This window comes from Saccharibacillus brassicae (assembly GCF_006542275.1).
Taxonomy (GTDB): Bacteria; Bacillota; Bacilli; order Paenibacillales; family Paenibacillaceae; genus Saccharibacillus; species Saccharibacillus brassicae.
Genome location: NZ_CP041217.1, coordinates 3,775,677 through 3,797,737, shown reverse-complemented (window position 1 = coordinate 3,797,737; position 22,061 = coordinate 3,775,677). Strand labels below are relative to the sequence as shown.

The 22,061-nt window shown below is 60.5% G+C and carries 14 protein-coding genes and 1 pseudogene; 8 read left to right on the top strand and 7 right to left on the bottom strand.

The genetic code is table 11. The annotated features are described in order from the left end of the window. Window positions 1-261 precede the first annotated feature (261 nt). Window positions 262-1,872 carry an alkaline phosphatase gene (locus tag FFV09_RS15715; RefSeq protein ID WP_141450494.1) on the bottom strand — a complete coding sequence of 537 codons (1,611 nt, stop codon included), beginning with the start codon at window positions 1,870-1,872 and terminating at the stop codon, window positions 262-264. A gap of 286 nt (window positions 1,873-2,158) precedes the next feature. Between FFV09_RS15715 and FFV09_RS15710 the strand changes: the two genes are divergently transcribed. From FFV09_RS15710 to FFV09_RS15700, 3 genes are all read left to right on the top strand, one after another. Beyond that, a complete protein-coding gene (locus FFV09_RS15710; protein ID WP_170315051.1) occupies window positions 2,159-2,803 on the top strand; it encodes an NAD(P)-dependent oxidoreductase in 645 nt (214 codons plus the stop codon). Window positions 2,804-2,876: 73 nt separating this feature from the next. Beyond that, window positions 2,877-3,959, top strand: a complete 1,083-nt coding sequence (locus tag FFV09_RS15705) for a 3'-5' exonuclease (protein WP_141448706.1) — start codon at window positions 2,877-2,879, stop codon at window positions 3,957-3,959. Beyond that, a complete protein-coding gene (locus FFV09_RS15700; protein ID WP_141448705.1) occupies window positions 3,952-4,203 on the top strand; it encodes a hypothetical protein in 252 nt (83 codons plus the stop codon). Before FFV09_RS15705 ends, FFV09_RS15700 begins: the two co-directional genes overlap by 8 nt. Before the next feature lie 697 nt (window positions 4,204-4,900). Here the strand turns inward: FFV09_RS15700 and FFV09_RS15695 are convergent. The 5 genes and pseudogenes from FFV09_RS15695 to FFV09_RS15680 all read right to left on the bottom strand — a co-directional run bounded on the left by FFV09_RS15695 (window position 4,901) and on the right by FFV09_RS15680 (window position 10,727). After that, entirely contained in the window at window positions 4,901-5,494 is a 594-nt protein-coding gene (locus FFV09_RS15695; protein WP_141448704.1) for a P-loop nucleotide/nucleoside kinase family protein, read from the bottom strand. Window positions 5,495-5,909: 415 nt separating this feature from the next. Beyond that, complete coding sequence (locus FFV09_RS24215; RefSeq protein ID WP_281288502.1) at window positions 5,910-6,707, bottom strand: TatD family hydrolase; 798 nt, start codon at window positions 6,705-6,707, stop codon at window positions 5,910-5,912. 231 nt (window positions 6,708-6,938) lie between these two features. Then, window positions 6,939-7,745 (bottom strand): annotated as a pseudogene (locus FFV09_RS24210) (RNA 2'-phosphotransferase); the annotation flags it as partial. Between the two features lie 144 nt (window positions 7,746-7,889). Beyond that, complete coding sequence (locus FFV09_RS15685; protein ID WP_141448702.1) at window positions 7,890-9,116, bottom strand: RtcB family protein; 1,227 nt, start codon at window positions 9,114-9,116, stop codon at window positions 7,890-7,892. A 78-nt stretch (window positions 9,117-9,194) separates the two neighbouring features. Next, window positions 9,195-10,727 carry a TROVE domain-containing protein gene (locus tag FFV09_RS15680; RefSeq protein WP_141448701.1) on the bottom strand — a complete coding sequence of 511 codons (1,533 nt, stop codon included), beginning with the start codon at window positions 10,725-10,727 and terminating at the stop codon, window positions 9,195-9,197. A 1,589-nt stretch (window positions 10,728-12,316) separates the two neighbouring features. Between FFV09_RS15680 and FFV09_RS15675 the strand changes: the two genes are divergently transcribed. The 3 genes from FFV09_RS15675 (at window position 12,317) to FFV09_RS15665 (ending at window position 16,631) form a co-directional block, all read left to right on the top strand. After that, entirely contained in the window at window positions 12,317-13,864 is a 1,548-nt protein-coding gene (locus FFV09_RS15675; RefSeq protein ID WP_141448700.1) for an FAD-dependent monooxygenase, read from the top strand. Window positions 13,865-14,473: 609 nt separating this feature from the next. Then, window positions 14,474-15,772: a helix-turn-helix transcriptional regulator gene (locus FFV09_RS15670; protein WP_141448699.1), complete on the top strand. Its 1,299-nt coding sequence runs from the start codon at window positions 14,474-14,476 to the stop codon at window positions 15,770-15,772. Beyond that, a complete protein-coding gene (locus FFV09_RS15665; RefSeq protein WP_141448698.1) occupies window positions 15,756-16,631 on the top strand; it encodes a WYL domain-containing protein in 876 nt (291 codons plus the stop codon). Before FFV09_RS15670 ends, FFV09_RS15665 begins: the two co-directional genes overlap by 17 nt. Window positions 16,632-16,765: 134 nt before the next feature. Here FFV09_RS15665 and FFV09_RS15660 read toward each other — a convergent pair whose 3' ends face one another. Beyond that, window positions 16,766-17,557, bottom strand: coding sequence for a DUF3891 family protein (locus FFV09_RS15660; RefSeq protein ID WP_170315050.1), 792 nt, complete (start codon window positions 17,555-17,557; stop codon window positions 16,766-16,768). 232 nt (window positions 17,558-17,789) lie between these two features. On the opposite strand from FFV09_RS15660, the gene FFV09_RS15655 reads away from it, so the two are divergent. Together FFV09_RS15655 and FFV09_RS15650 are read left to right on the top strand one after the other, a co-directional pair. Then, on the top strand, window positions 17,790-18,473 hold the full coding sequence (locus tag FFV09_RS15655) for a hypothetical protein (protein ID WP_141448696.1): 684 nt from the start codon (window positions 17,790-17,792) through the stop codon (window positions 18,471-18,473). A 196-nt stretch (window positions 18,474-18,669) separates the two neighbouring features. Continuing rightward, a complete protein-coding gene (locus FFV09_RS15650; RefSeq protein WP_141448695.1) occupies window positions 18,670-21,471 on the top strand; it encodes an endo-beta-N-acetylglucosaminidase in 2,802 nt (933 codons plus the stop codon). The last annotated feature ends 590 nt before the right edge of the window (window positions 21,472-22,061 follow it).

Genomic DNA, 22,061 nt, shown 5'->3' with positions numbered 1-22,061 from the left:
ACGAGTTGTTTGCGCGCAAGCATCGAGCAAGCACCTTCTTCATCTATCAATACCCGATTGCGACGGCTTGGTATCAGTTCATGTAAAAAAAGACTCCGGCCTGAAACATCCCGGAGTCTTCCTCATGTGGCCGCGCGTCTGTTCGCATGCCTGAACGCGCGGCTGTTCGTGTCTGCGGCGCCTGCTTCGCGCAGCGCCCATTCGCTTGAAGCACCCGCTGCAATCCTTGCGCGGCGGCTTCGGCGGCTTCAGCTGCTTCGGTTAAGGAAGCAGGTCGACCGCATCCTGCGGCACGAATACCTGCACGCCGTTGCTGACGACGTTGCCTTCGAGCTGGACGCTTTTGCCGTTCAGGTCGGCTACGCTTTTGAATACCGGCAGGCGCAGCGTATCGCTACCTTTGGTCACGACCAGAACCGGATTGGCTTTGTTGCTCTCGTCCAGCTTCCACTGCGCGCCTTTGGCTTTGAACGCGTCTGCGGCCGGCACGAACAGGCGCTTCGATACCGCAGCCAGGTCGAGGCCGAGCGCCGATTCCATCGCGCGCGCGATGTCCGTGTTTTCCAAAACGCCGTGCAGCTTCCGTCCTTCCGGCGCATACGAGTACAACGCGACGTCGCCGCCCGTATGGCCGCCCGACGTCCAGCCGATATGCGCGCGTTCGCTGATCATCGGTCCGATCACGGAGTTCAGACGACCGGCTTCCGCCCGGCGGATCGTCTCGATTTCTTTGTTCGTCAGATCCGTGATGCCGTAATACTGGCCGACGACCTGCTTGATGTTGCTGTTGGTACGCGGGCTCGCAAGCTTCGCTTCGACGCCTTCGCCGGTCAGCTTCGCTTTGAGCAGCGGAGCGGTGAACGTGGACAGCGGTTCCTTGTCGTACGTGCCCGTCGTGGCGCGGTCACCGATCGAAATGCCGCCGTTCGCGTGGTCCGTTACCGCAAGCACCATCGTGTTGCCGTCTTCTTTGGCGAATTCGAGCGCTTCGCCGACCGCTTTGTCGAACGCGTTCACGTCGCTGATGATGCCGATCGGATCGTTGGCATGCGCCGCCCAATCGACTTTGCTGCCTTCGACCATCAGGAAAAATCCGTCTTCGTTGCGGTCCAGCACGTCGATCGCTTTTTCCGTCATCTCTGCAAGGCTCGGCTGTTTGACCGGGTCGCGGTCCATGTCGTAGCTCATCGCGGCATCGGCGAACATGCCCCACAGCTTGTCGGAATCGGCCGCTTTCAGGCTTGCCGTATCGTTGACCAGAGCATAGCCTCTGTCGCGGATCACGTTTTGCAGATTTTCCCCGTCTTTGCGGCCGGCCGGCGTGAAGTATTTGGCGCCGCCGCCCAGCACCACGTCGATGCCCGCATAGACCTGCTGCTTGCTCAGGGCGTCATAGTTGCCGCGGTCCGGATAGTGCGCGCTAAAAGCGGCCGGCGTCGCGTGCATGATCTCGGACGTGGCGATGATGCCTGTCGATTTGCCGGCCAGGCGCGCCGCTTCCAGCACGTTCGCGACCGGCTTCTTCTCGTCGCCGCTTGCGATCGGAGCGAGGCCCGGCATCGTGTTCTTGTCCGGCAGCACGCCGACGTAACCGGTATGCGATTTGTAGCCGGTCGCAAAAGCCGTTCCGGCCGGAGCCGAATCCGCGATCGCGGCGTCGGCGGAGTAGGTACGCACGAGGCCGCTGGCCATCTCGTCCATCGCCAGCGGCTTGCCGCCGTTGTACCAGCGCGCGAGCGTCGTGCCGTCCATGCCCATGCCGTCCGGAATCAGGATGATCACGTTCTGCGCCTGAATCTCCGGTTGTTCGGCGGCTGTCGCCGCCTGCGCTCCCGTTCCCATCAGCATGGCCGCCGAAAGCGCCCCTGCCATCCAAGCTGCCTTGCCGCGTCCGCGTACCGGTCCAACCTTTTGCAAACAAATCCACTCCTCTGTATGTTTTTCAATCCTTTTCCAGTGTAGGCAGCGAACATTCGACAAAGATTAAGAATGGTTACGATTTGTGTAAAAAAGCCCTCCCCTGCACACTCCCTCGAAGCGAGCAAAGTTGAAACCGGCACGCCGGAATCGCATAATAGATAATAGAAAGAGGACCTGCGCCTTTGCGGCGGAAGGCCCGATCAACGCATTTTCAGGATGGATATAGATGGAGGATCTTATGAATCAGTCTAAGCTCATTGCCGTGATCGGCGGGACGGGCAGCGTAGGCCGATATGTCGTCAGCTGCGCACTTCAGCAGGGCTATCGGGTACGGATGCTCGTCCGGAACGTACGGAGCATGCAGCTGCCGCCGGAGATGGCCGAGAGACTGTCCGTCGTGCAGGGAGACGCGACGCGTCACGATTCGCTGCGCGAACTGCTGGCCGGCTGCTCCGCCGTCATCAACACCTTCGGCAGACCGCCGGAGGAAGAACCTCTGTACAGCGCGGTCACCGGCCGCGTGCTCGAAGAAATGGAACGGGCCGGCGTCCCGCGCTACATCGGCGTCACCGGACTGTCGCTGAAGCTTCAAGGCGACCGTAAATCGCTCGGCGGACGCGTCGTGTCCCGCATGCTGCGTTCGCTTCATCCGCAGTTCGCTTCCGACCGGCTGCAGGAATGGAACGTGCTGCGCGGCAGTTCGGCGGAATGGACGCTCGTGCGCCTGCCGGTCGTCAAGGAAGGCCAGGGCGGCTGCGCGATCAAAGCGGATGCCGAACGCATGACGGGCAACCGGATCTACAACGGCGACGTTGCCCGGTTCCTCGTGGAACAGGTCGGCAGTTCCGAATTTGCCCGGCGCTGTCCGTTTATCGGCAGCTGAAGCCCGGATTGCACAAGACCGGATCGCAGGATGAGGTCATTCATTATTGATAAAAAAAGGGGGAATCGAGGTTATGGACTTCGTGGCGATCGACTTCGAGACGGCCAATTCCAAACGGGCGAGCGTCTGCGCGGTAGGCCTCGTCGACGTGCGCGGCGGCAAAATCGTCGACGAATATTATACGCTCGTCAATCCGCACGACGACTTTGACTATTTCTGCATCGCCGTGCACGGCATTACGCCGGACCAGGTCGAGAACGCTCCGTCTTTTGCCGATATTTGGCCGGAGCTGAGCCGCCGGATCGAAGACCGCGTGCTGGTCGCGCACAATGCTTCGTTCGATATGAGCGTGCTGCGCCGCAGCGCGGAGACGCTCGGGCTGGAGCTGCCGCCGATCCGCTACATGTGTTCATGTCTGCTGGCGCGCAAGATCTGGCCGGAGATGCCGAACCACAAACTGAATACCGTCACGCGCCAGCTCGGGCTGAACGCGTTCAAGCACCACGACGCGCTCGAAGACGCGCGGGCCGCCGCCCGGATCTTTCTCCGCTGCTCGGAAGCGGGCGAAGCTTCGGACTGCGACGCCCTGGCCGACCGCTACGGCTATCGGCTGGGCCAGATGCTGGAGAACGGCGCCCAGCATATTACGTTCTCGTCGTCCGCTGCCAAAGGCGGACGTACCCAAGCCGGCCGGGCTGCCGCCGGCCGAGCAGGAAGCGGCGTTTCGGCCGCCGGGCAGGCGGGAAGCCGCGCCGCGGCGGGCCCGGGCGCAGGCGCGGCCGGCGGCGCGAAGGCCAAAGCCGGCCTGCCGGCGCCGAATGCGGCAGCCGATCGCGGCAATCCGCTGTACGAGAAGCGGATTGTGTTCTCCGGGCGGCTGAGCGGCTTCAAGCGCGAAGACGCCCAGCGCACAGCCGCCGGCTTCGGCGCGCTGTGCACGGAATCGGTCGAATGGAAGACCGATTATGTCGTCGTCGGGCGCAGCGACTACGCCAAATACGCCGCAGGCGGCTATATGAGCGGCAAGACGCAGTCCGCCGCACGGCTTGCGGCGGGCGGCAGCGCCGTCCGCATCCTGTCGGAAGACGAATTTGCGGAGCGGCTGCGGGAAGCGGCCGGCGCTTCTTCCGGCGGCGGGGAACGTCCGCATGGATAAGCGCAAACTCCAGCTCCGCCTACAGCAGAAAATGATGTTCGACGTGCTGTTCGTCGCTCTGGCCATCGCTTCGATTTTCTATTTCGACCTCTATGCGCTGCCCGGCATTTTGCTGCCGCTGCTGCTGGCCGCCCTGCGCGGCTACACGTTCGCGCTCAACCTGCGGCGTTTTCGCCGCCTGTCGGCCGAACTCCGGAGCGAACAGCCCAAAAGCCGGTTGTACGACCGAGAGGAAGAACCGTAAATCTCCCGTACCGGAGCGGACGAACAAACGGGCGAACCTGTGTGGCGGGCGATCGATTCAGTGGCGGAGGATCGACGCGAGCGGCAGGGCGATCAAAGCCGGCAGCACTCGATCGCTCCGGGCAGCGGAATGATCGGCTCAGATCGTAAATACCGGTCCGCATGGTCGGCGATCTACGCGAGCAGCCGGCGATCCACGCGGGCAGCAGGCAATCTGCAGCGGTGACGCGTCGTCTGTACCGGTATCGGTACGGCGGTCTGAAACGCTATCCGCTATCGGTATGCTTATCGGTATCCCTACTGGTCTCGCGTCGTCCCCGCCCCACCCCGTACCTACATGCTTTTTCAAAAAAACTTCTTAAAGCTTCTTTATTAAACAACCCTTATTAAGTCTTCTTTATTAAACCTTCTTTATTAAGGGATCGCGTAAAAAAGAAGGTGCCGCACGGAAAAAAAGCGAGGCTTCTCCCAACGGAGAGGCCTCGCTTTTGTATACGTTTTTTGAGTATGCTTTTTGATTACATCTTTTGAGTACGCCATTGAGCATGCTTTTTGAATACACGATTTGCGGGTGACGTTTGCGTGCGCTGCACCGGATATTCTTTTTCGGCAGAGCACGCATTCAGTTGTTGTCTATTGTCGTCTATCCTTGTTCTAACCTTCTGGATAGCGCGTCTCTGGTACCGATCGCCTGACGCCTAAGCCTGCGTGCCGTACACGAAACGCTCGATGCTGAGCGTGTTTTCTTCCAGCGTGGAGGCGGAGTTGTCGAAGTAGAGGACGGAATCGCCCGGCAGGTCCCACTCCACGTTGGTGCGTTCCATGCGCTTCACGAACAGGTCCCAGTTGGCCAGTTTCCATTCGTCGGCTTTGTGGCCCCGTTCTTCGATGCGCTTTTTGTACTGCGTCATATCGGCGAGGTAGACGTACACGACTTTGACTTCGACGTCGTTCACGGTTGCGCCGATCTTCGCCAGCTCGTCGTGGATCCAGTTCGGATTGCGGATCTCGCTCGTGAACGGGCCTACCGCGAACACGTCGGCATTCAGCTCCAGATTCTCCCGCGCCACGTCCATCGTCATTTCGTAGCCGAGGTCCCTGCACAATTCCTTGTACGCCGCCGAATCGCGATCGTCGGGATCATGTCCCGCAATCCGCATGATCTTCTCGCTTGCCCGGCGGGATACGGTATCCATGTCGAGGAAGACCGCATGATGCTTGTCGGTGATTCCTTTTGCCAGCGTCGTCTTGCCACTGCCGGCACCTCCTACGAAAAATACGAGTTTACGCATCTTATTCTCTCCTTTTCAACTATACGTCTAAGTGCAGCCAAGCCAGAAGCTTTACTCCCCATTATACGGAATAAAAAAATTTTGATCACCTTATTACTCGGCGCCTGCGCGCAAACTTCGAAATTCCGACTTCCCGGCGGTACCGGACTCGGCCGAGCGCGAGAACTCTTTTATTACCTGCATGAGTACACTTATTTTCGCGAAAAAAACGTCGAAATCGCAAATAGCTGCGCAGATCCACTTATCTGGCGGGAAAAAGGGGGTTTCGGCACGTCCACGAGGAAATAGCTGTTCTGTCGCAGCTATTTCCGGCCGGCGCAGGCAGAGGCATGGAAATAACCGTACTCACGCCGTTATTCGGGAGAGCGCCGGATAGACGATAATTGAACGGGCCGAATCCCGAGGGATCAAAAGATTACAGGCCGCTTTTTCCATTTCCGATATTAAAAAATGTTTTGGCCGTCTTGGTCGTTTGATCCATGACCGACTCTGCGCTGCGCCCCGTGCATTCGGCCACCGCGGCCGCGATATGCGGCAGGAAAGCCGGTTCGTTGCGCCCGTCCTTGGGCTTGGGCCGCAGATCGCGGGGCGTCAGGAACGGCGCGTCCGTCTCGATCATCAGCCGGTCCGGCGGAATGAGCCGCACCAGCTCCCGCAGTTGCCGGCCGCGCCGCTCGTCGCAGATCCAGCCGGTAATCCCGATATGCAGGCCCATCTCCAGATAGGCGCGCAGCTCTTCCTCGCTGCCGGTAAAGCAGTGCACGACGGCCGGCACATTCTCCGGCCGATGTTCGCGCAGCAGCCGCGCGAAGTCGGCATGCGCGTCGCGCTCATGCAGGAACAGCGGCAGCGCAAGTTCCGCGGCCAGCCCGATCTGCTGTGCGAACACTTCGCGCTGCACGTCGCGCGGCGAGAAGTCGCGATTGTAGTCCAGGCCGCATTCGCCGATCGCGAAGACTTCGCCTCCGGCCGCAAGTTCGCGCAAGGCTTGCAGCGTATGCGCGTCGCAGCTCTTGGCGTCGTGCGGATGCACGCCGGCCGTCGCGTAGAGGCGGCCCGGGTAGGCCCGCGCGTACTCGGCCGCGGCTTGGCTGCTCCGGACGCTCGTTCCGGTCAGGATCAGCGGCGTCACGCCGGCTTGGACTGCCGCTTCGACCACGCGTTCGCGGTCGCTGCCGAACGAGCGGTGCATGAGATTGACGCCGATATCGATCGTCTGCCGCGGCCCGGCGGATGAGGCGGGCTGCGTGGCTTCGGCGGATGGAACCGATTGCGCGGCTTTGCTCGCTTCGGCGGATAGAGCCGGCTGCGCCGTTTCGCTCGGCTCGGCGCCTTGAAGCGGCTTGACAGAGCGGACGGCTTCGCTTGAGTTCGACGATTCAACACCTCCAGACGTGTCCGCCGCTTCCGTCAGCACGTCCGCCGGGACGCGCTCGGCCAGCCAGACGCCGCTGCCGGCGTCGTAGAAGATGATGCCGGCTTCGGCCGCGGCGGCCGTGTCCACGGTCAACAGAACGAGCTTGCCCCGCCGCTGCCCGGCCAGGGCCGCAAAATGCGTCTCCGCCGATAGATGCACGTACCGGCGTCCCATCGGCAGCAGCCCGTGTTCCAGAATCGCCGGCAGCGCCCGGCGGTTCGTGCCGTGATACAGCGTCTCCGGCGGCGTTCCCTGCGGATAGGCCAGCTTCTCGTAGCTGTGCCCGTAACGCGCGCGGATACGCGGCGCGGCTTCTTTTGCGTCAAAGTTGTCTGCCTCCGCTGCCTCCGCCGTTTCTGCCGCCTGCGCCTCGAAGCCTTGCGATTCGCCGGCCGCCGATCTGTCTTTTTTTGCCGACTTGCCTTGATCTTCCGCCTCCAAAATCTCGAACCGCTGCTTATCCGAACGCCGCACGACGCCGCGCAGGTCCGCTTCCGTCACGTGCTCGTAACCGCTTCTCAGCCGCACGGCGGCCAGCAGGTCGGACAGGTCGCAGGAACCGTCTTCGGGGTCAAGCCGCAGTCCGAAATCCGCCGGCGCATGCCGCAGCATCATCGTCATCAGCTTGCTGATCTTCTTGTCGCGCTCCGCGATCGCTTTCGCCGACTCCGCGCCCGCTGCTCCCGTTTGGCCCTCTGCCGACGTTTCCGTTTGTGCCGCTGCGGGTCCTTCTGCCGGCGCTTCTGTCTGCGCTTCCGTCGATCCCTGCGTATGGGCCTCGTGCCGCTTGAGACCGTCTCCGTTCACGTTTGATTCGTTCTTTGATTCGTTCATGGATGTCTCTCCTCCTGTCGTCGCGTTCCGCGCTCTACCTGTTACGACGCAAAGCCGGCCCCGTTTGTTTCCCGGGAACCGGCTTTTTTTGTCCTATCGCTTGGCTTGCGGCCGTCTTGGTCTTTGTGTCTTGGTCGTTGTGTCTTAGTCTTTGTAGGGGTCGTATTCGTTCGCACCCGCCATTGCCACGCCGATCGGCTTGAGCGTATGCAGCACGTCGATCGTCTCGGCATGCGCGTCCAGCACTTCCCGCAGATTGCGGTACACGAACGGACTCTCGTCCGTTCCGCCGCCGCGCAGTTCCACGTCGAAGCGCTTGACCGCCTTCATCATCCGCTCCTCCGTAATCTCGCCGCCGACGCGCACGCGCGTCTTCCAGTTCATCTTGCCCGCCGCCTGGGTTCGGCTCATGACGCGGCCCGCCCCGTGCACCGTACTGTAAAAAGAATCCCGGTTCTCGGACGTGTCTTTGCCGCGCACGATGACCGAAATGTCCGCCATGCTGCCGCCGATAAAGCCCAGCTGGCCCGGAGCCGAAGGCGTCGCTCCTTTGCGCACGACGATGCAGTCTTTGCCTTCATGCTTTTCTTGCCATGCAAAATTGTGATGGTTGTGCACTTCGAAATCGCTCGTCGCGCCCAAAATGCCGAGCACCTGGCGGATCACGTAATCGCGGCCCGCATACGCGTAGCGTCCGGCCAGCTTCATCGCGCGGTAGTACAGGTCGCCGTTCTCGCTGTTCAGATCAAGCAGCACGGGCGGCTGATCCATACTCTCGCCCGGCGCTTTGCCCAGAAAATCGCGGCCCGCCGCCAGATTCAGAAACCCGCTCGCCGTCTTGTGGCCGAAGCCCCGGCTGCCAAAATGGTTGCCGACCCACAGCCGGCCCGTTTCCGGTTCTTCGAACAGGTCGACGTAATGGTTGCCGCTGCCGACCGTGCCGAGCTGCTCGCGCGCAAGCTTTTTGAGCTTATCGTGCACGTTCCCGCCGATCTGCCGGTACACCGACCAATCCGGATCGTCAAACAGTTCGTGATCCACCGGCTTGGCGTTGGAGCGCCCGACTCCGAATTCGATACGGCGCCCAATCTCGTCCATGATCGGCTTGATGACTTTTTTGACGTCGGCCGCCATCAGGTTGGTCCGTACCGCTTTGTTGCCGCAGGCGATATCGTAGCCGACGCCGCTCGGCGAGATTTGTCCGTCGTACGCGACCACGCCGCCGATCGGCTGGCTGTAGCCTTTGTGATGGTCGGCCATCAGCAGCGTCTGGACAACGTCCCCGTGATACGCACACGTCTGGGCCTGCTTGAGCGCGCCTTCGTCCACTTTGCCCCATACCCGCACTTTTCCGATCGTTTCGTAGCTCATGTTCGTGTCCTCCTTGTATGAAAACGGCCGGTCCGTACATCCCGCACGGTCCGGGCCGATATTCGCTTTTGTTGTCTTTTACCCGTCTGGCCCGGAATGCTTGCTGTAACCTTCGGACTTGCTGCGATCGCCGAGATGCTCCAGCTCTATCCGCGACACCCGCGCGCTCATGGAATCGAAGCCGTGCGCCGCCGCCGCGATATACGACAGCACCTGATCGCTCCAACCGTAAATGTAATGCGTCTGCCGATCTTCTCTTGGCACCATCGCTCCGCGGTACGGCGACAGGTCGACGACGAACGCTTTGGCCTCTCGGTTGATGCTCGATCGGTAGCGCCGAAGCTCCGTGTAAAAAGGACTGCCGTCGTTCTGCTGCTCGTCCGTGATGATTATGATCTGGTCAACGTGCTCGCGCAGTTCGGTCAAACGCCGGATCGGCGCGCCCGTATCCGTGCCGCCTCTCGCCCGAATCCGCGATGCCTGAAGCAGGATGCCCGCTTGGCGCGAAGGCTTCGGATCGTGCACCTGATCGTCGAACGTGAGGAAAATCGAGCTTCCGCCCGTCTTCTTGTACAAGGCGAGCGCGAACACCGAACCGGTGCGCAAATATTCGCCGTCCATCGAACCGGAAATGTCGAGCAGGATCGCGGTGCGTCCCGGCAGCTTGGGCAGGCTCTCGAACGTCAGATCGACGGCCTGCGCCAGCGCTTCCTTGACGACGGGATGCTTCACCTGATCGTAAGCGGTCGCGAAGCGCAGCGGCAAAATCTTCGATTTGCGCAGCGCCTCGGCGTCGCCCAGCCGGTCCACCACGTAGCGCAAATGCTGCGGACGCTCCAGCAGCCCTTCGCGGTCCAGCATGTTCAGATGGCGCAGCGGCATCTGGTAGAGCAGCGCTTCCCAGATTCTTTTGTTCGCCGTAACCGCGCCGGTCACCGTCTCGTACGGCAGCTTGCCTTCGCGGATCAAACGGACGCGTTCTTTGTCCTGGCCCGCTTGCTTGAGCCGTTCGACGGCCGCGATCTGCGGCAGGTCGGCAAGCGTCGTCTCGTGTCCGCGCAAATAGCGGAACAGCGCCTGCTGGCGCTCGTCCGTCGGAACCGGATGCGCCGTCGCGATCGCGTCGCCGAGATTGTAACCCCGGCCGCGTCCGCCGTATTTGATCGCCCAGTATTCCGACGTCTGCCGCAGAAAAAGCGCGACCTGACGCTTGACCGCCCGGCCTCCCTGGCCGCGGCCCATGCCTGTAAGGATCGTCAGAAAATCCGCCAGGTCCGGCGGGATCAGGACGACGTGCGCAAACACCTGAGCAAACAAGTCCGGGCGAGCTTTGGACAGCACGGCCAGCCCGTAGATCGGCTGCAGCCGCATGAAGCCTTTTTGGCGGGCAAACACGAGCGCTTTCGCCATGAACTCCGGGTTCAGCTCGACCAGCGCCTCATGCGTCTCCGCCGCCTGCGCCAGCAGATCGTGCGCAGCGGCGTAAAACGTATGGCCGAGCGTGTTGGTCAGCAGCATCTGCAAATATTCCTCCTCGACGCTGCGGCTGTGGGCGCGGTACCCCTGCGTGTTATAGAGCGGTTCGGTAAAGCGTTGAACGGCGCGGCTCATCTCGGCGGCCTCCTTGTGAATTCGGGTTGAGGGACAGGGAATACAGGATGGTACGGAATGCCGGATCGGCAGGATGGAACATACATGGCGCGACAGGTATATGGATGGTGGAACCGGAATATAGATGGTGGAACCGGCATATGAATGGTAGAACAGGTATATGAATGATGGAGCCGGAATATCGAATAGGGGAAAAGAGTGCTGGCACGACAAGCCGGCGAAGAAAAAACGGAGAAGGCGGCGGCGGGGCTCGAACCCGCCTGCTGCCGTTTTTTCAAATAGGTCGAAGTAGCCCTCTCCCGCGCCTCGCCGGCGATTCGTGTCCAGTTCTTGCAAGCTTGCCCGAAGAAAAAGGAGGAAAGGTTATACTGCCGCTCTATCCCCTGAGCTATTCCGCCGCATAATGACGGAAGCCGGATTCGAACCGGCGACCTGCACGATTAGAAGTCGAAGGAACCCTTCCCGGCGCCTCGGGCGATCAAGGACTTCGACGAATGCCGCCGTCCCTGGCCTGCGTTTATCTTCGCATGGAGGGCGGGGCGGGAACAGGGCGTAAGTATGACGATGAATATAATCGTCTGATCTACTTCGCGCCTTGGCGGAAGTACGGCGATTGGTGTGAGCGCCTGATCTACTTCGCGCCTTAGCGGAAGTATGACGATTGGTGTAATCGTCTGATATACTTCGCGCCTTGGCGGAAGTATGACGATTGGTGTAATCGTCTGATATACTTCGCGCCTTAGCGGAAGTATGACTCGGGAGGACGCGCCGCTGGGCACGGGCGGGCTTGGGCGGGCGGGCAGGCGAGGCGGCCTATTCCGCTACATATCGAGCAGCCGCCTCAAAATGTGCACATAAAGCCAACATTTCTCGCGTATAGCCGGACTAAAGAAGCAAATGTGCGCATAGAGTCAACATTTTCAGCATTTGGGGACGATAAAGGTCCGTAAATGCGAAAAATGTGTGCATAAGGTCAACATTTGCTTAAAAAGCTGGCGGAAACGCATAAAATGTGAGCAAAAAGTCAACATTCCCTCGCTCCGCTTCAGTCAGTTTCTTTTCGACTCACGCTCAGCGCCTCCTGCTCCCGTCGGCTTCCTTTCGACTCACACTCAGCGCCTCCTGCTCCCGTCGGTTCCCCTTCGACTCGTACTCAGCGCACCCCTGCTCCCGTCGGTTCCCCTTCGACTCGCACTCAGCGCACCCCTGCTCCCGTCGGTTTCTTTTCAACTCACACTCAGCGCCTCCCTGCTTCAGTCGGTTTCCTTTCCCCTTATCCGCTGCCTCTCGCTTCCTTTCGCTTCCTCTCGCCTTCTTTCCGGTTCCTTTTACCTCCCAATTCTCCCAAGCTGCCGCTTGTCGATCGCTCTCCGGGTTCGCTTCGGTCGACTCGTCTCCCGTTTCTTTTTCACAAATCAGGCATCGAACTCAAAAGCGGGTAATCCATCCTATGCAAACTCGGCGTTCGCACGGCTCCGCGTTCCTAGCTCATCCACCGATTCCGCGTTCCTATTCTGGTTCCTCGTCCCTGTTTCGCATCCCTGTCCCGCATTTCCATTTTGGCAAACCCTATATAAGGAGGCTCGATCATGCAGGCATCCGATCCCGATGTTTTGATCTGCGGAGCCGGTCCGACGGGGCTGGTTCTGGCGCTCTGGCTGACGAAGCAGCAGGTCCGCGTGCGCATCGTCGACAAAAGACACGAACCCGGCGGCACGTCGCGCGCGCTCGCCGTGCAGGCCCGCACGCTCGAACTGTACGGCCAGCTCGGCTTGGCGGACGCGGCGCTCGAACAAGGATATGCCGCGCCGGGATTCAATGTCTGGGCCAACGGCAGGCGCCGCGGACGCATTCCGTTCAAGCGCAAACTTGGCGAGCTGACCGCTTACCCTTACGTGCTGATCCTGCCGCAGGATCGCCACGAACGGCTGCTGGCCGATCGTCTGGCGGAACTCGGCGTGCAGGTGGAGCATGCGACCGAACTTGTCCGCTTCGAGCAGGACACAGGCGGCGTTCGCGCCGTGCTCAAAGAGGCCGACGGCATCGAGCGCGTCTGCTCGGCGAAGTATCTCGCCGGCTGCGACGGCGCGCATTCGATCGTGCGCAAAAGCCTCGGCATCGATTTTGCGGGCGGCACGTACAGCCGTTTCTTCTACGTGGCGGACGTGGAGGCCGAGGGCCCGCCGATGGACGGCGAAGTGCATATCAATCTGGATCGGAGCGCCGATTTTCTGGCGATTTTCCCGCTTGCGCCGGCAGGCCGGGCGCGTCTGGTCGGCACGCTGGTCAACGACCGGCCGGATCGGATCGATACGCTGTCGTTCGACGATATCGGCGCAAACGCGATCGACAAGCTGCGCATTCGGGTCGGCCGGATCAACTGGTTCTCGACTTATAAAGTGCATCACCGGGTCGCCGAGCGCTTCCGGGAAGGCCGCGTCTTCCTGCTCGGCGATGCCGGGCATATCCACAGCCCGGCCGGCGGCCAGGGCATGAATACCGGGATCGGCGATGCGATCAATCTGGCCTGGAAACTGGCGGCCGTGCTGCGCGGCCAGGCGGCAGACGCTCTGCTGGGCAGCTATGAGGCGGAGCGGCTTGCTTTTGCCCGGCGGCTCGTCGCGACGACGGACCGGGTGTTCACGCTGGCGACGTCGGCGAAGCTTCCGGCCCGGATCATGCGCACGCGCGTCGTGCCGGTCGCGGTCCCGTCGGCCGCGCGTGTGCCGGCGGCGCTGCGTTTTGCGTTTGGAATCCTGTCGCAGCTCGGCCTGCATTACCGGCGCGGTCCGCTGGCCGAAGGCGCGGCCGGCCGCATCCGGGGCGGCGACCGGCTGCCGTGGATCGCGCGCGCCCAGCCGGACGGCAGCGACAACTTCGCGCCGCTTGACGGCATGCGGTGGCAGGTGCACGTCTACGGCGACGTCCGTCCCGAATTGGCCGTCTGGTGCGCCGCCTGCGCGGATCGCGGACCTGCGCTGCGGCGGTTCGAGTGGAGCGACGCCTGCGGCCGCGCCGGCCTGGATCGCGGCGCCGCGTATCTGATCCGGCCGGATCTGTACGTGGCGCTGGCCGTGCCCGGCGGCGATCCGGAAGTGATCGGGCGGTTTTTGCGCGATCGTTTGATTGCTTTTTGAAGCTTTGTATTGCTTGTTGAAGCTTCGGATTGTTTTTGAAGTTTTGAGCGCCGGTTCAAACGGCTTGGCCGCCTACCTGATTCGAAGCTTTGAACCGGAAGCGCCCGATTGCTTGCTAACGAACCCTGATACCGCTATTCGAGCGTTTCGGGGCGTTTTCCGTATCTAACGAATCCTCAGAGCGCTAAAGGTACCAAAACAAGCGAATCTCTGTGAAAAACAGCAAATGGCGTTACGACGATTCGTTAGATTTTCAAAACAGCCGTATAGGCGAGTTTAGCGTTATGGCGATTCGTTAGAATCCCGCCGCGGCCGCTTGGCTCAGGCTTAGCCTTGCTCTGCGCGCCCCTCGCCGCGCTCCCCCGAGCCATGCTTACGCCAAGGCGCAGAGTGTGACGGCGATTCATCGCCATGCTTACGCCAAGGCGCGAAGTATACCAGGCGATTCATTTATCGCCATACTTACGCCCTGTCCCCCCGCCTTCTTTTCCGCTTAAAATGAGTCTACGAGAGAACCCACCGGTTTTTTACAAATTCGCTCATATTCCTTACAATGGGAAGAAGACAAACGGGTCCCGACCCACGGAGCGAGAAAGCGAGGAAAGTGCCATGGCCAAAGAAAGCTTCGACAAGGAAATCCAGTTCCTGCGCCTGCTGGCGCTGAGCGGCGGCGGGTACGACCGGCAGCAGTTCGCGGGGCGTCTGGGCATTTCCGTACATACTTTCGACAAAACGGTACGCCGCCTGCGCGAGATCAGCGGGGACGCGGACTTTGCGGACCTGTTCCGTTACGGCTATGCCGATTCGGCCGAGCCGGTGCTGCTGTTTCTGTACCGCGCCAAGTCGATGAAGGAATCCGAGAGCCGCCGGCTGCCGCTTGTCCTCGGCGCGCTCAAGGGACGTCCGCAGACCGCGGCCGAGCTGCTCGACGCCTGCTGCGAACAGCTTCCGATCGACGCGGCCATGCCGGACGAGAAAACGATCCGCTCCGATCTGCGCTACCTCGAAGAGATCGGCGTCGCGCGTCGCGAGCCGGGCGGCCGGCCCGTTCGCTACATCCTCAACAACGACCTGACCGACTGCCTGTCGCGAAAAGAGCTGATCGACCTGTATGAATTTGTCGACATCATGGCGAACACGCAGATCCCGTCGGTTCAGGGGTATCTGCTGCGCGACAACCTGAAGAAAGCGCTCAAGTCCGCCGTTCCGGCCGAGCAGTGGGACGACGGCCTGCTGGAGCCTTTTTCGTACAAATACCATTATGACGCGCGGATTCTGGACGAAGCCCATCTGTATACGCTGCTGCGGATGATCCATTTGCGCCGGCGCATTTCGTTCCAGTATTTTTCGCCCAAAAACCGCAAAAGCTACGCCGCCAAAGACACCAACCCGCTGTTTGGCCGCGAAAGCGAAGTCCGGCGCGAAAGTACGCTGCCGCTCAAAGTCGTCTACGACCACCAATACGGCAGATGGTACCTGATCGGCGCGGCCTCCAAAGGCCGGGTCGTCAAGTTTCGCATGGAAGGCATGATCGGAATCGAAGAAGAACAGGAAGTGCCCGAAACGTATTTTGCGCTCAAAAAAGCCGATCTCGACGAACGGCTGCGCCGCAGCTGGCTGATCGACACCGGCGAACCGGTCACCGTACGTGCGAGATTTTACCGGCCGGGCCACGATCAGGCGGACTTTATCGAGGAACGCGTGCGCATGCAGGGCCAATGGGGACAGATCGTGGAATCGGACGACACTTCGTTCGTATACGAGATCGAAGTCAACGGCGTCACCGAGATCCGTCCGTGGCTGCGGGGCTTCGGCTCAAGCTGCGAAGTGCTGGAACCGGCGGAACTCAGACAGTCGTTTATCGACGAATGGAAGGAGATCGAGGCTTACTATGAATCATCCGTTTGAGAAAATTTTCAGTTATCAGCTGGCTTCCCGGCTTGAGGAGACGGGCGTGTACACGCTCACGTCGCAGGAACGCTCGTGGCTGAAGTCGATGCTGGAACATCCGGCGGCCGCGGAAGCGCTGGAAGAACGCACGATCGCGAAGCTGCGCGAATGCACGCTGGACGACGAGATGCCGAACCTGCTGGACGGGCTGGAGGAAAAAGCGGGCAATCTCGAAGCGCAGACCGTGCATCCCCTGCTGGCTCCGATCCGCCGCATTCTGCGAAATCGGCAGGGCATGAAGCTTCAGTGCATGACCAAAAAAGGCAAGCTCAATCCGCCCCAGCCCGGCCTGCCGTGCAAGCTGGAGTATTCGATGGTCAAGCGCGAATGGTATCTGCTCTGGTACAACTCCGCCAGCCGCTCGCCCATGAACACGCGGCTGTGCCATATTGTCTCGGTCGAGGAAGCGCGCATGTCGCGCGGCCGCTACGACGACATGTCCGCCCGCGCGGCCAGACTGCTCGAAGCGCCGCGCCACGAAGCAACCGTTGAAGTGATCAAGATGTTCAACGGGGAGCTGACGCGCATCCTGCACGCCTTTTCCTGCTTCGACAAGCGCGTCGAGTTCGACGAAAGCGACCAGACCTACCGGATACACCTCAGCTTCACGGGCAGCGAGAGCCAGTACGTCCTGACCAAACTGCGTTTTCTCGGCAAAAGGGTCCGCGTGATCGAAGGCGATTACCTGAAATGGCGGATGCGGGAAACGGCGAGAAAGGCGCTGGCGCTGTACGGAATAGAAAAAGAATCGCCGAACAACGGCAAACCTTCCGGACACGAGCCCGTGTCGGCCGCCGGCGGGCCGCTTTCGGTCTGAGCCGGATTCGACCGGCATAAAAAACAGCATTAAAAAGCAGGGTTGTCCCAAGCCATTGAAATGGCCGGACGACCCTGCTTTTTAATGCGCGAACCTGAATTCTTTTTATCCCGATCGGTCATTCTAACGCTACGCTACACGAACCGAATCTCCCGCTCGCTCCAAGCCGCTTCTTCGTAAGCTTGCGCGATCCCGACTTCGCGGATACGCGCTTTCGGCACATGCTTCTCGCGCAGCTTGGCGCTGAACGGGCCGTCGAACGGCGAAGGGTCGGACTTGACCGTGGACTCATCCTGCCAGTTCAACTGAAGCAGACCGCCGCCGCCGAACGGTTCGGAGCCCGGCACGCCGTCCTTGAACCACGGATGCTCGTCTTCCTTGGCGATGCCCGGCGCGTTCAGGCAGACATAGAGCGAGATGCCGTCGCAGGTCTGCAAAATCTGGCGGTGCAGCAGCAGCGTCTCCTGCTGCACGCCGCTGTATTTGGCGCTGAGCCGCTGCTGCCGTTCTTCTTCATGGTGCACGAACGCCAGGCAGTCTTCCCGCTCCGACGTCTGGATATCCTCGAACACGCTGTAGTACATACTGCTCAGCAGCGCGGCGTACGGATGTTTCTCTTCCAGTTCGTCGACGCCCATCCGGTAAAAAACGATCTTGGGCAGCATCGGATATTCGTTGAACGAACACGGCGCGTGCAGATGATCGTCCCAGATCGGCGTATCGTCGGGACGAATCCAGCCCCGGTCGTGTTCCGTCACGCCGAGCACGATCGCGTCCTTCGTCACTTCCGGCATGCCCGGCGACTCTTCCACCCGCTCCATCATATAGAAGCGGTCCGCGAAACGCGCGGCGGCTTCCCCCGAAAATCCCGCATGGTTGTGCTGCTGAACGAGCACAAAAGCTTCTTCGGTCTCCCGTATCACCATCGTTAAATCCCCCATCCCATCAGGCCGGCGCAGGTGAATCTTCTTCACGGGCGCCGCCCTTATTTTTCTGGCGTTCTTCTCTTCATTACCCGATTTGCGCTTCGTGCGTAACCCAAACGCCTGTTCAGACGTTTAACTTCAAAGACGTCTCTCTTATTCCATCGACACAAGCAAGGAGGTTATCTCTATCTCTAGTCATTCTTCATCCGTCTCCCGTTCCCCTGCCGAGCCTTTGATTCGCGACAAAAAGCGTTTCCGGCTGGCGATGATCCTGACTGCCGCTTTGACGCTGCTGTCGATCCGGTATCCCGGCACCCGTACGCTGTACGAGGAAGCGCTGCGGCTCGTTCATCTGCCGTCGTCGATCCCGCTTCCGGGCGAAGGCAGCCTGATCTATTCGGGCCTTGTCTTCTCGGGCTTCGCGCTGTGGACGCTGTACCTGATCTGGAATTCGCTGAACCGGCACCGGATCATGTTCTGCCTGGCGCTGATCTGGCTGCTGCCGGTGCTTAGCAATGCGGTTCTGGCCGGCTATCAATCGTTGATTCCGAAGGGCGTGTACGCGGTAGCGCTTCAACACGACAAGACGCAGTGCAAGTACGAGATCCGCAATGCCCGCATGTCCGGCAGCTGTACCCTGGACTTGACGAACCGAAGCGGCGAGAGCCTCACCCTGCGGCCGACGGCACAAATCTTCTACGGCAGGGCGGCAGGTGATCACGTTCCTACCGAGATCGAGCTTGACCCGATCGAAATCGCCCCGCGCCAAAGCGGACTTTTCGAACCCCGATTCGATTTCAAGCTGTCCGAAGAAAGCCGGCCCGGCAATAACTTCGGCAGCACGGCCAACTTCTCGGGCAATTTTCTGACGCTGGCTTTGGACGACGGAACGCATAAAAGGACCTGGACCGAATAAGAAAAAGCCTCCTTTGGGGCTTTTTCTTTATTTTGACCCCTTATTCTTTAATTTCGACTCTTTTTGTGAAGGCGTTCATCGGATAACTTAAAATAGAAAGCGTTTCCATACAGACTCTTGCCTGACGACCCGTCCTTTTCCTGCCCGTCTTTTCGCTTGCGCACGATCCTACTTTCAACCCAAACGGAGGAATCCCATGAGCACAAGGAGCAAAAAGAAAACCCGTCGTCTGTCTTCCACCCACCGGGCCGCAGCCGCGGTACTGGCCGTCTCCCTCGCCGCCGCAGCCCTGCCGCTGCAGGCGAGCGCCGGCGATACGTGGCCGTTCCAGGGCGAAAGCGCCCAGGGACAAAACCAGCCGAGCGTCCACGGTTATACGAGCGGGCACATTCTGGACTGGACGCCGGAGCGAGATCCGGATGCCGAACTGCTGCGTTCCCGCGTGCCGCTCCAGCCCCGAATCTCGCCGTTTGCCGCTACGCAGGCCGATCCGAGTCTTAGCCCCGACGTACATATGACGAACGTGGCGGGCGATTACGGCAATGCCTTTATCGAAAATGCGCCTTACACGAATAAGTTCGCGCAGTACCACTTCAACTTCTGGCAGTACACCGATTATTATTCGTACTGGCACGGCACCGCGACCGCGTATACGCCGCCGGAATATTATGACGAGTTGGCGCAAAAAGACTGGCAGCAAAAGTGGTTCGAGTTCGGCATGCTGAACATTCCGAATCCGACCTACACCGACGCGGCGCACAAAAACGGCGTCGTGTCGCTGGCCGGCATCTTTTTCTCCAACAACGACCGCGGCCAGCAGACGTACAAGCAGATGATCGTCAAAGACGAAAACGGCAATTTCCCGGTCGCGGACAAGCTGATCGAAATGGCCGAATACTTCGGCTACGACGGCTACTTCGTCAATCAGGAAGAGATCGGGCCGAACGTCGCCGTGGCGGACATCCCGGATTACCAGGAGTTCGTCAAGACGCTCAAGCAGGCCGGGCTGTATATCCAATGGTACGACTCGCTCAACACGGACACCGGCTCGAACACGTTCGCCCGGACGTTCCGCGCCAACAACATGAAGTTCCTGCATGACGCCGAAGACAACAAGCAGGTGTCGGATTCGTTCTTCTTCGATTACGGCATGGGCAAGACGCAGATCGACAACGCGGAGAAATTCCTCGCCGACTGGAACGCCAAATACGGCACGAATTACAATTTGTTCGACCACGGCTACGCCGGACTGGAAGCGGGACGCGACCGGTTCAAAAACGTGCAGGGTACGGCGCTGACCGCCAAGCTCGACGCCGAAGGCAAGCTGCGGGCCAGCCTCGCGACGCTCGGCGCGGACTTCGTGCACGCCGGGCTTGACGAAGACATGAACCAGGGTTGGCCGAGCCGCAAGCGCAACGAGAACGACTTCCAATGGATGACCGACGTGCGCGAACGGCTCTGGTGGTCGGGACCGAACCTGGACCCGGCGAACACGGCGGTCTCGGCGCAGAACACCGCTGCCGACGTCTATGCGGATACCCGCTACTGGCCGGGCGTCGCTTCCGTGATCGCGGAACGTTCCGTCGTGGGCGGCGACACGTTCTACACGAACTTCAATACCGGCCACGGCCTCGATTATTACGTGGACGGCAAAGTGTCGAGCGACGACGAATGGTCGAACATGAGCCTGCAGGATCTGCTGCCGAGCTGGCAGTGGTGGCAGGAATCGGCGGGCAGCAAGCTTGACGTCGCTTTCGACTACGGCCGCCAATACGAGAGCGGCGACCGTTTCGACTATCCGCTGATCGGCGCGTACGAAGGCGGCAGCTCGCTGGCGCTGCGCGGCAAGCTGGACGCGGAGACTTTCCTGCGGCTGTACAAAACGGATCTGGCCGTCGCGGCGGATTCCAAAATGGACGTCACCTACAACAAGACCGTCAAAAGCGACGATTCGGTCATGAGCCTCGGCCTGATCTTCGCGGACGCCCCGGAGACGACGGTCAAAGTGCCGGTTCCGGGCAGCGGCGGCAAAACGCAAGGTTGGAAAACGACCCAGGTCGACCTGAGCGCCTACGCCGGACGGGAAATCGCCGCGTTCGGGCTCGTGTTCGCTCCCGGCGCGAAGCCGATCGGCGATTACCGCATGAACGTCGGCGAACTGCGCCTGACGCATGACGCGCAGGCTGCTCCTGCCGCGCCGACCGGACTTGCGATCGAAGCGGTCTATCCGGAAAGCGGCGAAATGCTCGTGAACTGGAATCTCGACGCCAACTACGACGACGTGCAGCTCTACAACGTGTACGTGAACGACGTGTTCGTCGGCGGCAAATACGACGAGACGTTCTACGTCAAAGACCTGCCGGCGCAGTCCGGCGTCGTAAAGGTCAAAGCGGTCGGACCGGACGGCACCGAGAGCGCGGCGGCGGAAGTGCCGTTCAATCTCAACACGGCGCCCGAGCAGCTCAAAGCGACGCCTGGCACAAACGGCGAGCTTGCGGTCAGCTGGACCGTGCCGCGCAGCGTCAAAGGCGACACGAAAGTGAGCGTTCGTTCGATCAACTGGACGACCGCGCCGCAGCCGGTCAACGAGACGCTGACGATCCCGCACGGCGAGACCAAAGCCGTCTTCAAGAACATTCCTACGAACGGCGACGAGTATATCGTGACGGTGCAAAAAGACGGCCTGACTCCGGTGTCGATCGCCGGCGCCTTCGCCGATAACATCGCGGAACCGTACGCCGAAGACTGGTCGTGGAACGGCACCACGCTGAACCTGCCGATGCCGAACACGCGCGATTGGCGTTATCTGTACGTGTACGAAGACGGCAAACTCCGCTCGTTCCCGACGACCTACAACGTCGGCGACCGCGACCGGATCATCCGCGGACGCACGACCAAAGCCAGCCTGAGCTTCACGTCCACCGCTGCGAAAGTCGAAGTCGTGCTCGAAGACTACAGCGGCAACAAGTCCGAACCTCTCGTGCTTAAAGGGGAGTAAGGAGCCGCGTCGCAAGCCGGGCATGGTAAAAGATCGGGAAGTTCGCGTGCAGCTTAAGAGGTACAATGAAGGCGCACAGTTAAGGTGCACGGTTAAGGTGTACAGTTAGAGTGAATGCAAAAAGGAGATTCCTGTCGGAGTCTCCCCCAGAACGTCGGAAACCCGGCTCTCCAAATTGGAGAGCCGGGTTTTTGCGTTGTTCCGGATGCTTTCGTTCGTGGCTTTCGTTCGTGGCTTTCGTTCGTGGCTTTCGTTCGTACCCTTCGTTCGTGGCCTTCGTTCGCGGCCTTCATTCGCCCTCTCCGCGCCGCCCGCGAAGCGCCAACGAATCCTCATATCGCTATTTGCCCATTTTTCGCTGTTTTCGCAATCTAACGAATCGTCTTATTCTTATCTAGCTTTTCCCGGCCGTTTTGGGGTGTTTTTGAGCCGATAGCGTGAGGACGATTCGTTAATGGGGATAAAAGCGAGCTGAAGGGCAAATAGCGTGATGCGGATTCGTTAGATCAGGATTCGTGGGTACGTTCAAGCGGCGGTCGGCAGGGAGGGCAGGGCGGTCTGTGAACGAAAAAAAAGGCAGCCCGCCGATC

What these genes read in the sequence shown, in the direction of transcription:
- FFV09_RS15670 (WP_141448699.1), top strand. Translation starts at nt 14,474, where the DNA reads ATGGCCAAAGAAAGCTTCGACAAGGAAATCCAGTTCCTGCGCCTGCTG.
- FFV09_RS15710 (WP_170315051.1), top strand. Translation starts at nt 2,159, where the DNA reads ATGAATCAGTCTAAGCTCATTGCCGTGATCGGCGGGACGGGCAGCGTA.
- FFV09_RS15685 (WP_141448702.1), bottom strand. Translation starts at nt 9,116, where the DNA reads ATGAGCTACGAAACGATCGGAAAAGTGCGGGTATGGGGCAAAGTGGAC.
- FFV09_RS15665 (WP_141448698.1), top strand. Translation starts at nt 15,756, where the DNA reads ATGAATCATCCGTTTGAGAAAATTTTCAGTTATCAGCTGGCTTCCCGG.
- FFV09_RS15715 (WP_141450494.1), bottom strand. Translation starts at nt 1,872, where the DNA reads ATGGCAGGGGCGCTTTCGGCGGCCATGCTGATGGGAACGGGAGCGCAG.
- FFV09_RS15700 (WP_141448705.1), top strand. Translation starts at nt 3,952, where the DNA reads ATGGATAAGCGCAAACTCCAGCTCCGCCTACAGCAGAAAATGATGTTC.
- FFV09_RS15660 (WP_170315050.1), bottom strand. Translation starts at nt 17,557, where the DNA reads ATGGTGATACGGGAGACCGAAGAAGCTTTTGTGCTCGTTCAGCAGCAC.
- FFV09_RS15695 (WP_141448704.1), bottom strand. Translation starts at nt 5,494, where the DNA reads ATGCGTAAACTCGTATTTTTCGTAGGAGGTGCCGGCAGTGGCAAGACG.
- FFV09_RS15675 (WP_141448700.1), top strand. Translation starts at nt 12,317, where the DNA reads ATGCAGGCATCCGATCCCGATGTTTTGATCTGCGGAGCCGGTCCGACG.
- FFV09_RS15650 (WP_141448695.1), top strand. Translation starts at nt 18,670, where the DNA reads ATGAGCACAAGGAGCAAAAAGAAAACCCGTCGTCTGTCTTCCACCCAC.
- FFV09_RS15680 (WP_141448701.1), bottom strand. Translation starts at nt 10,727, where the DNA reads ATGAGCCGCGCCGTTCAACGCTTTACCGAACCGCTCTATAACACGCAG.
- FFV09_RS15705 (WP_141448706.1), top strand. Translation starts at nt 2,877, where the DNA reads ATGGACTTCGTGGCGATCGACTTCGAGACGGCCAATTCCAAACGGGCG.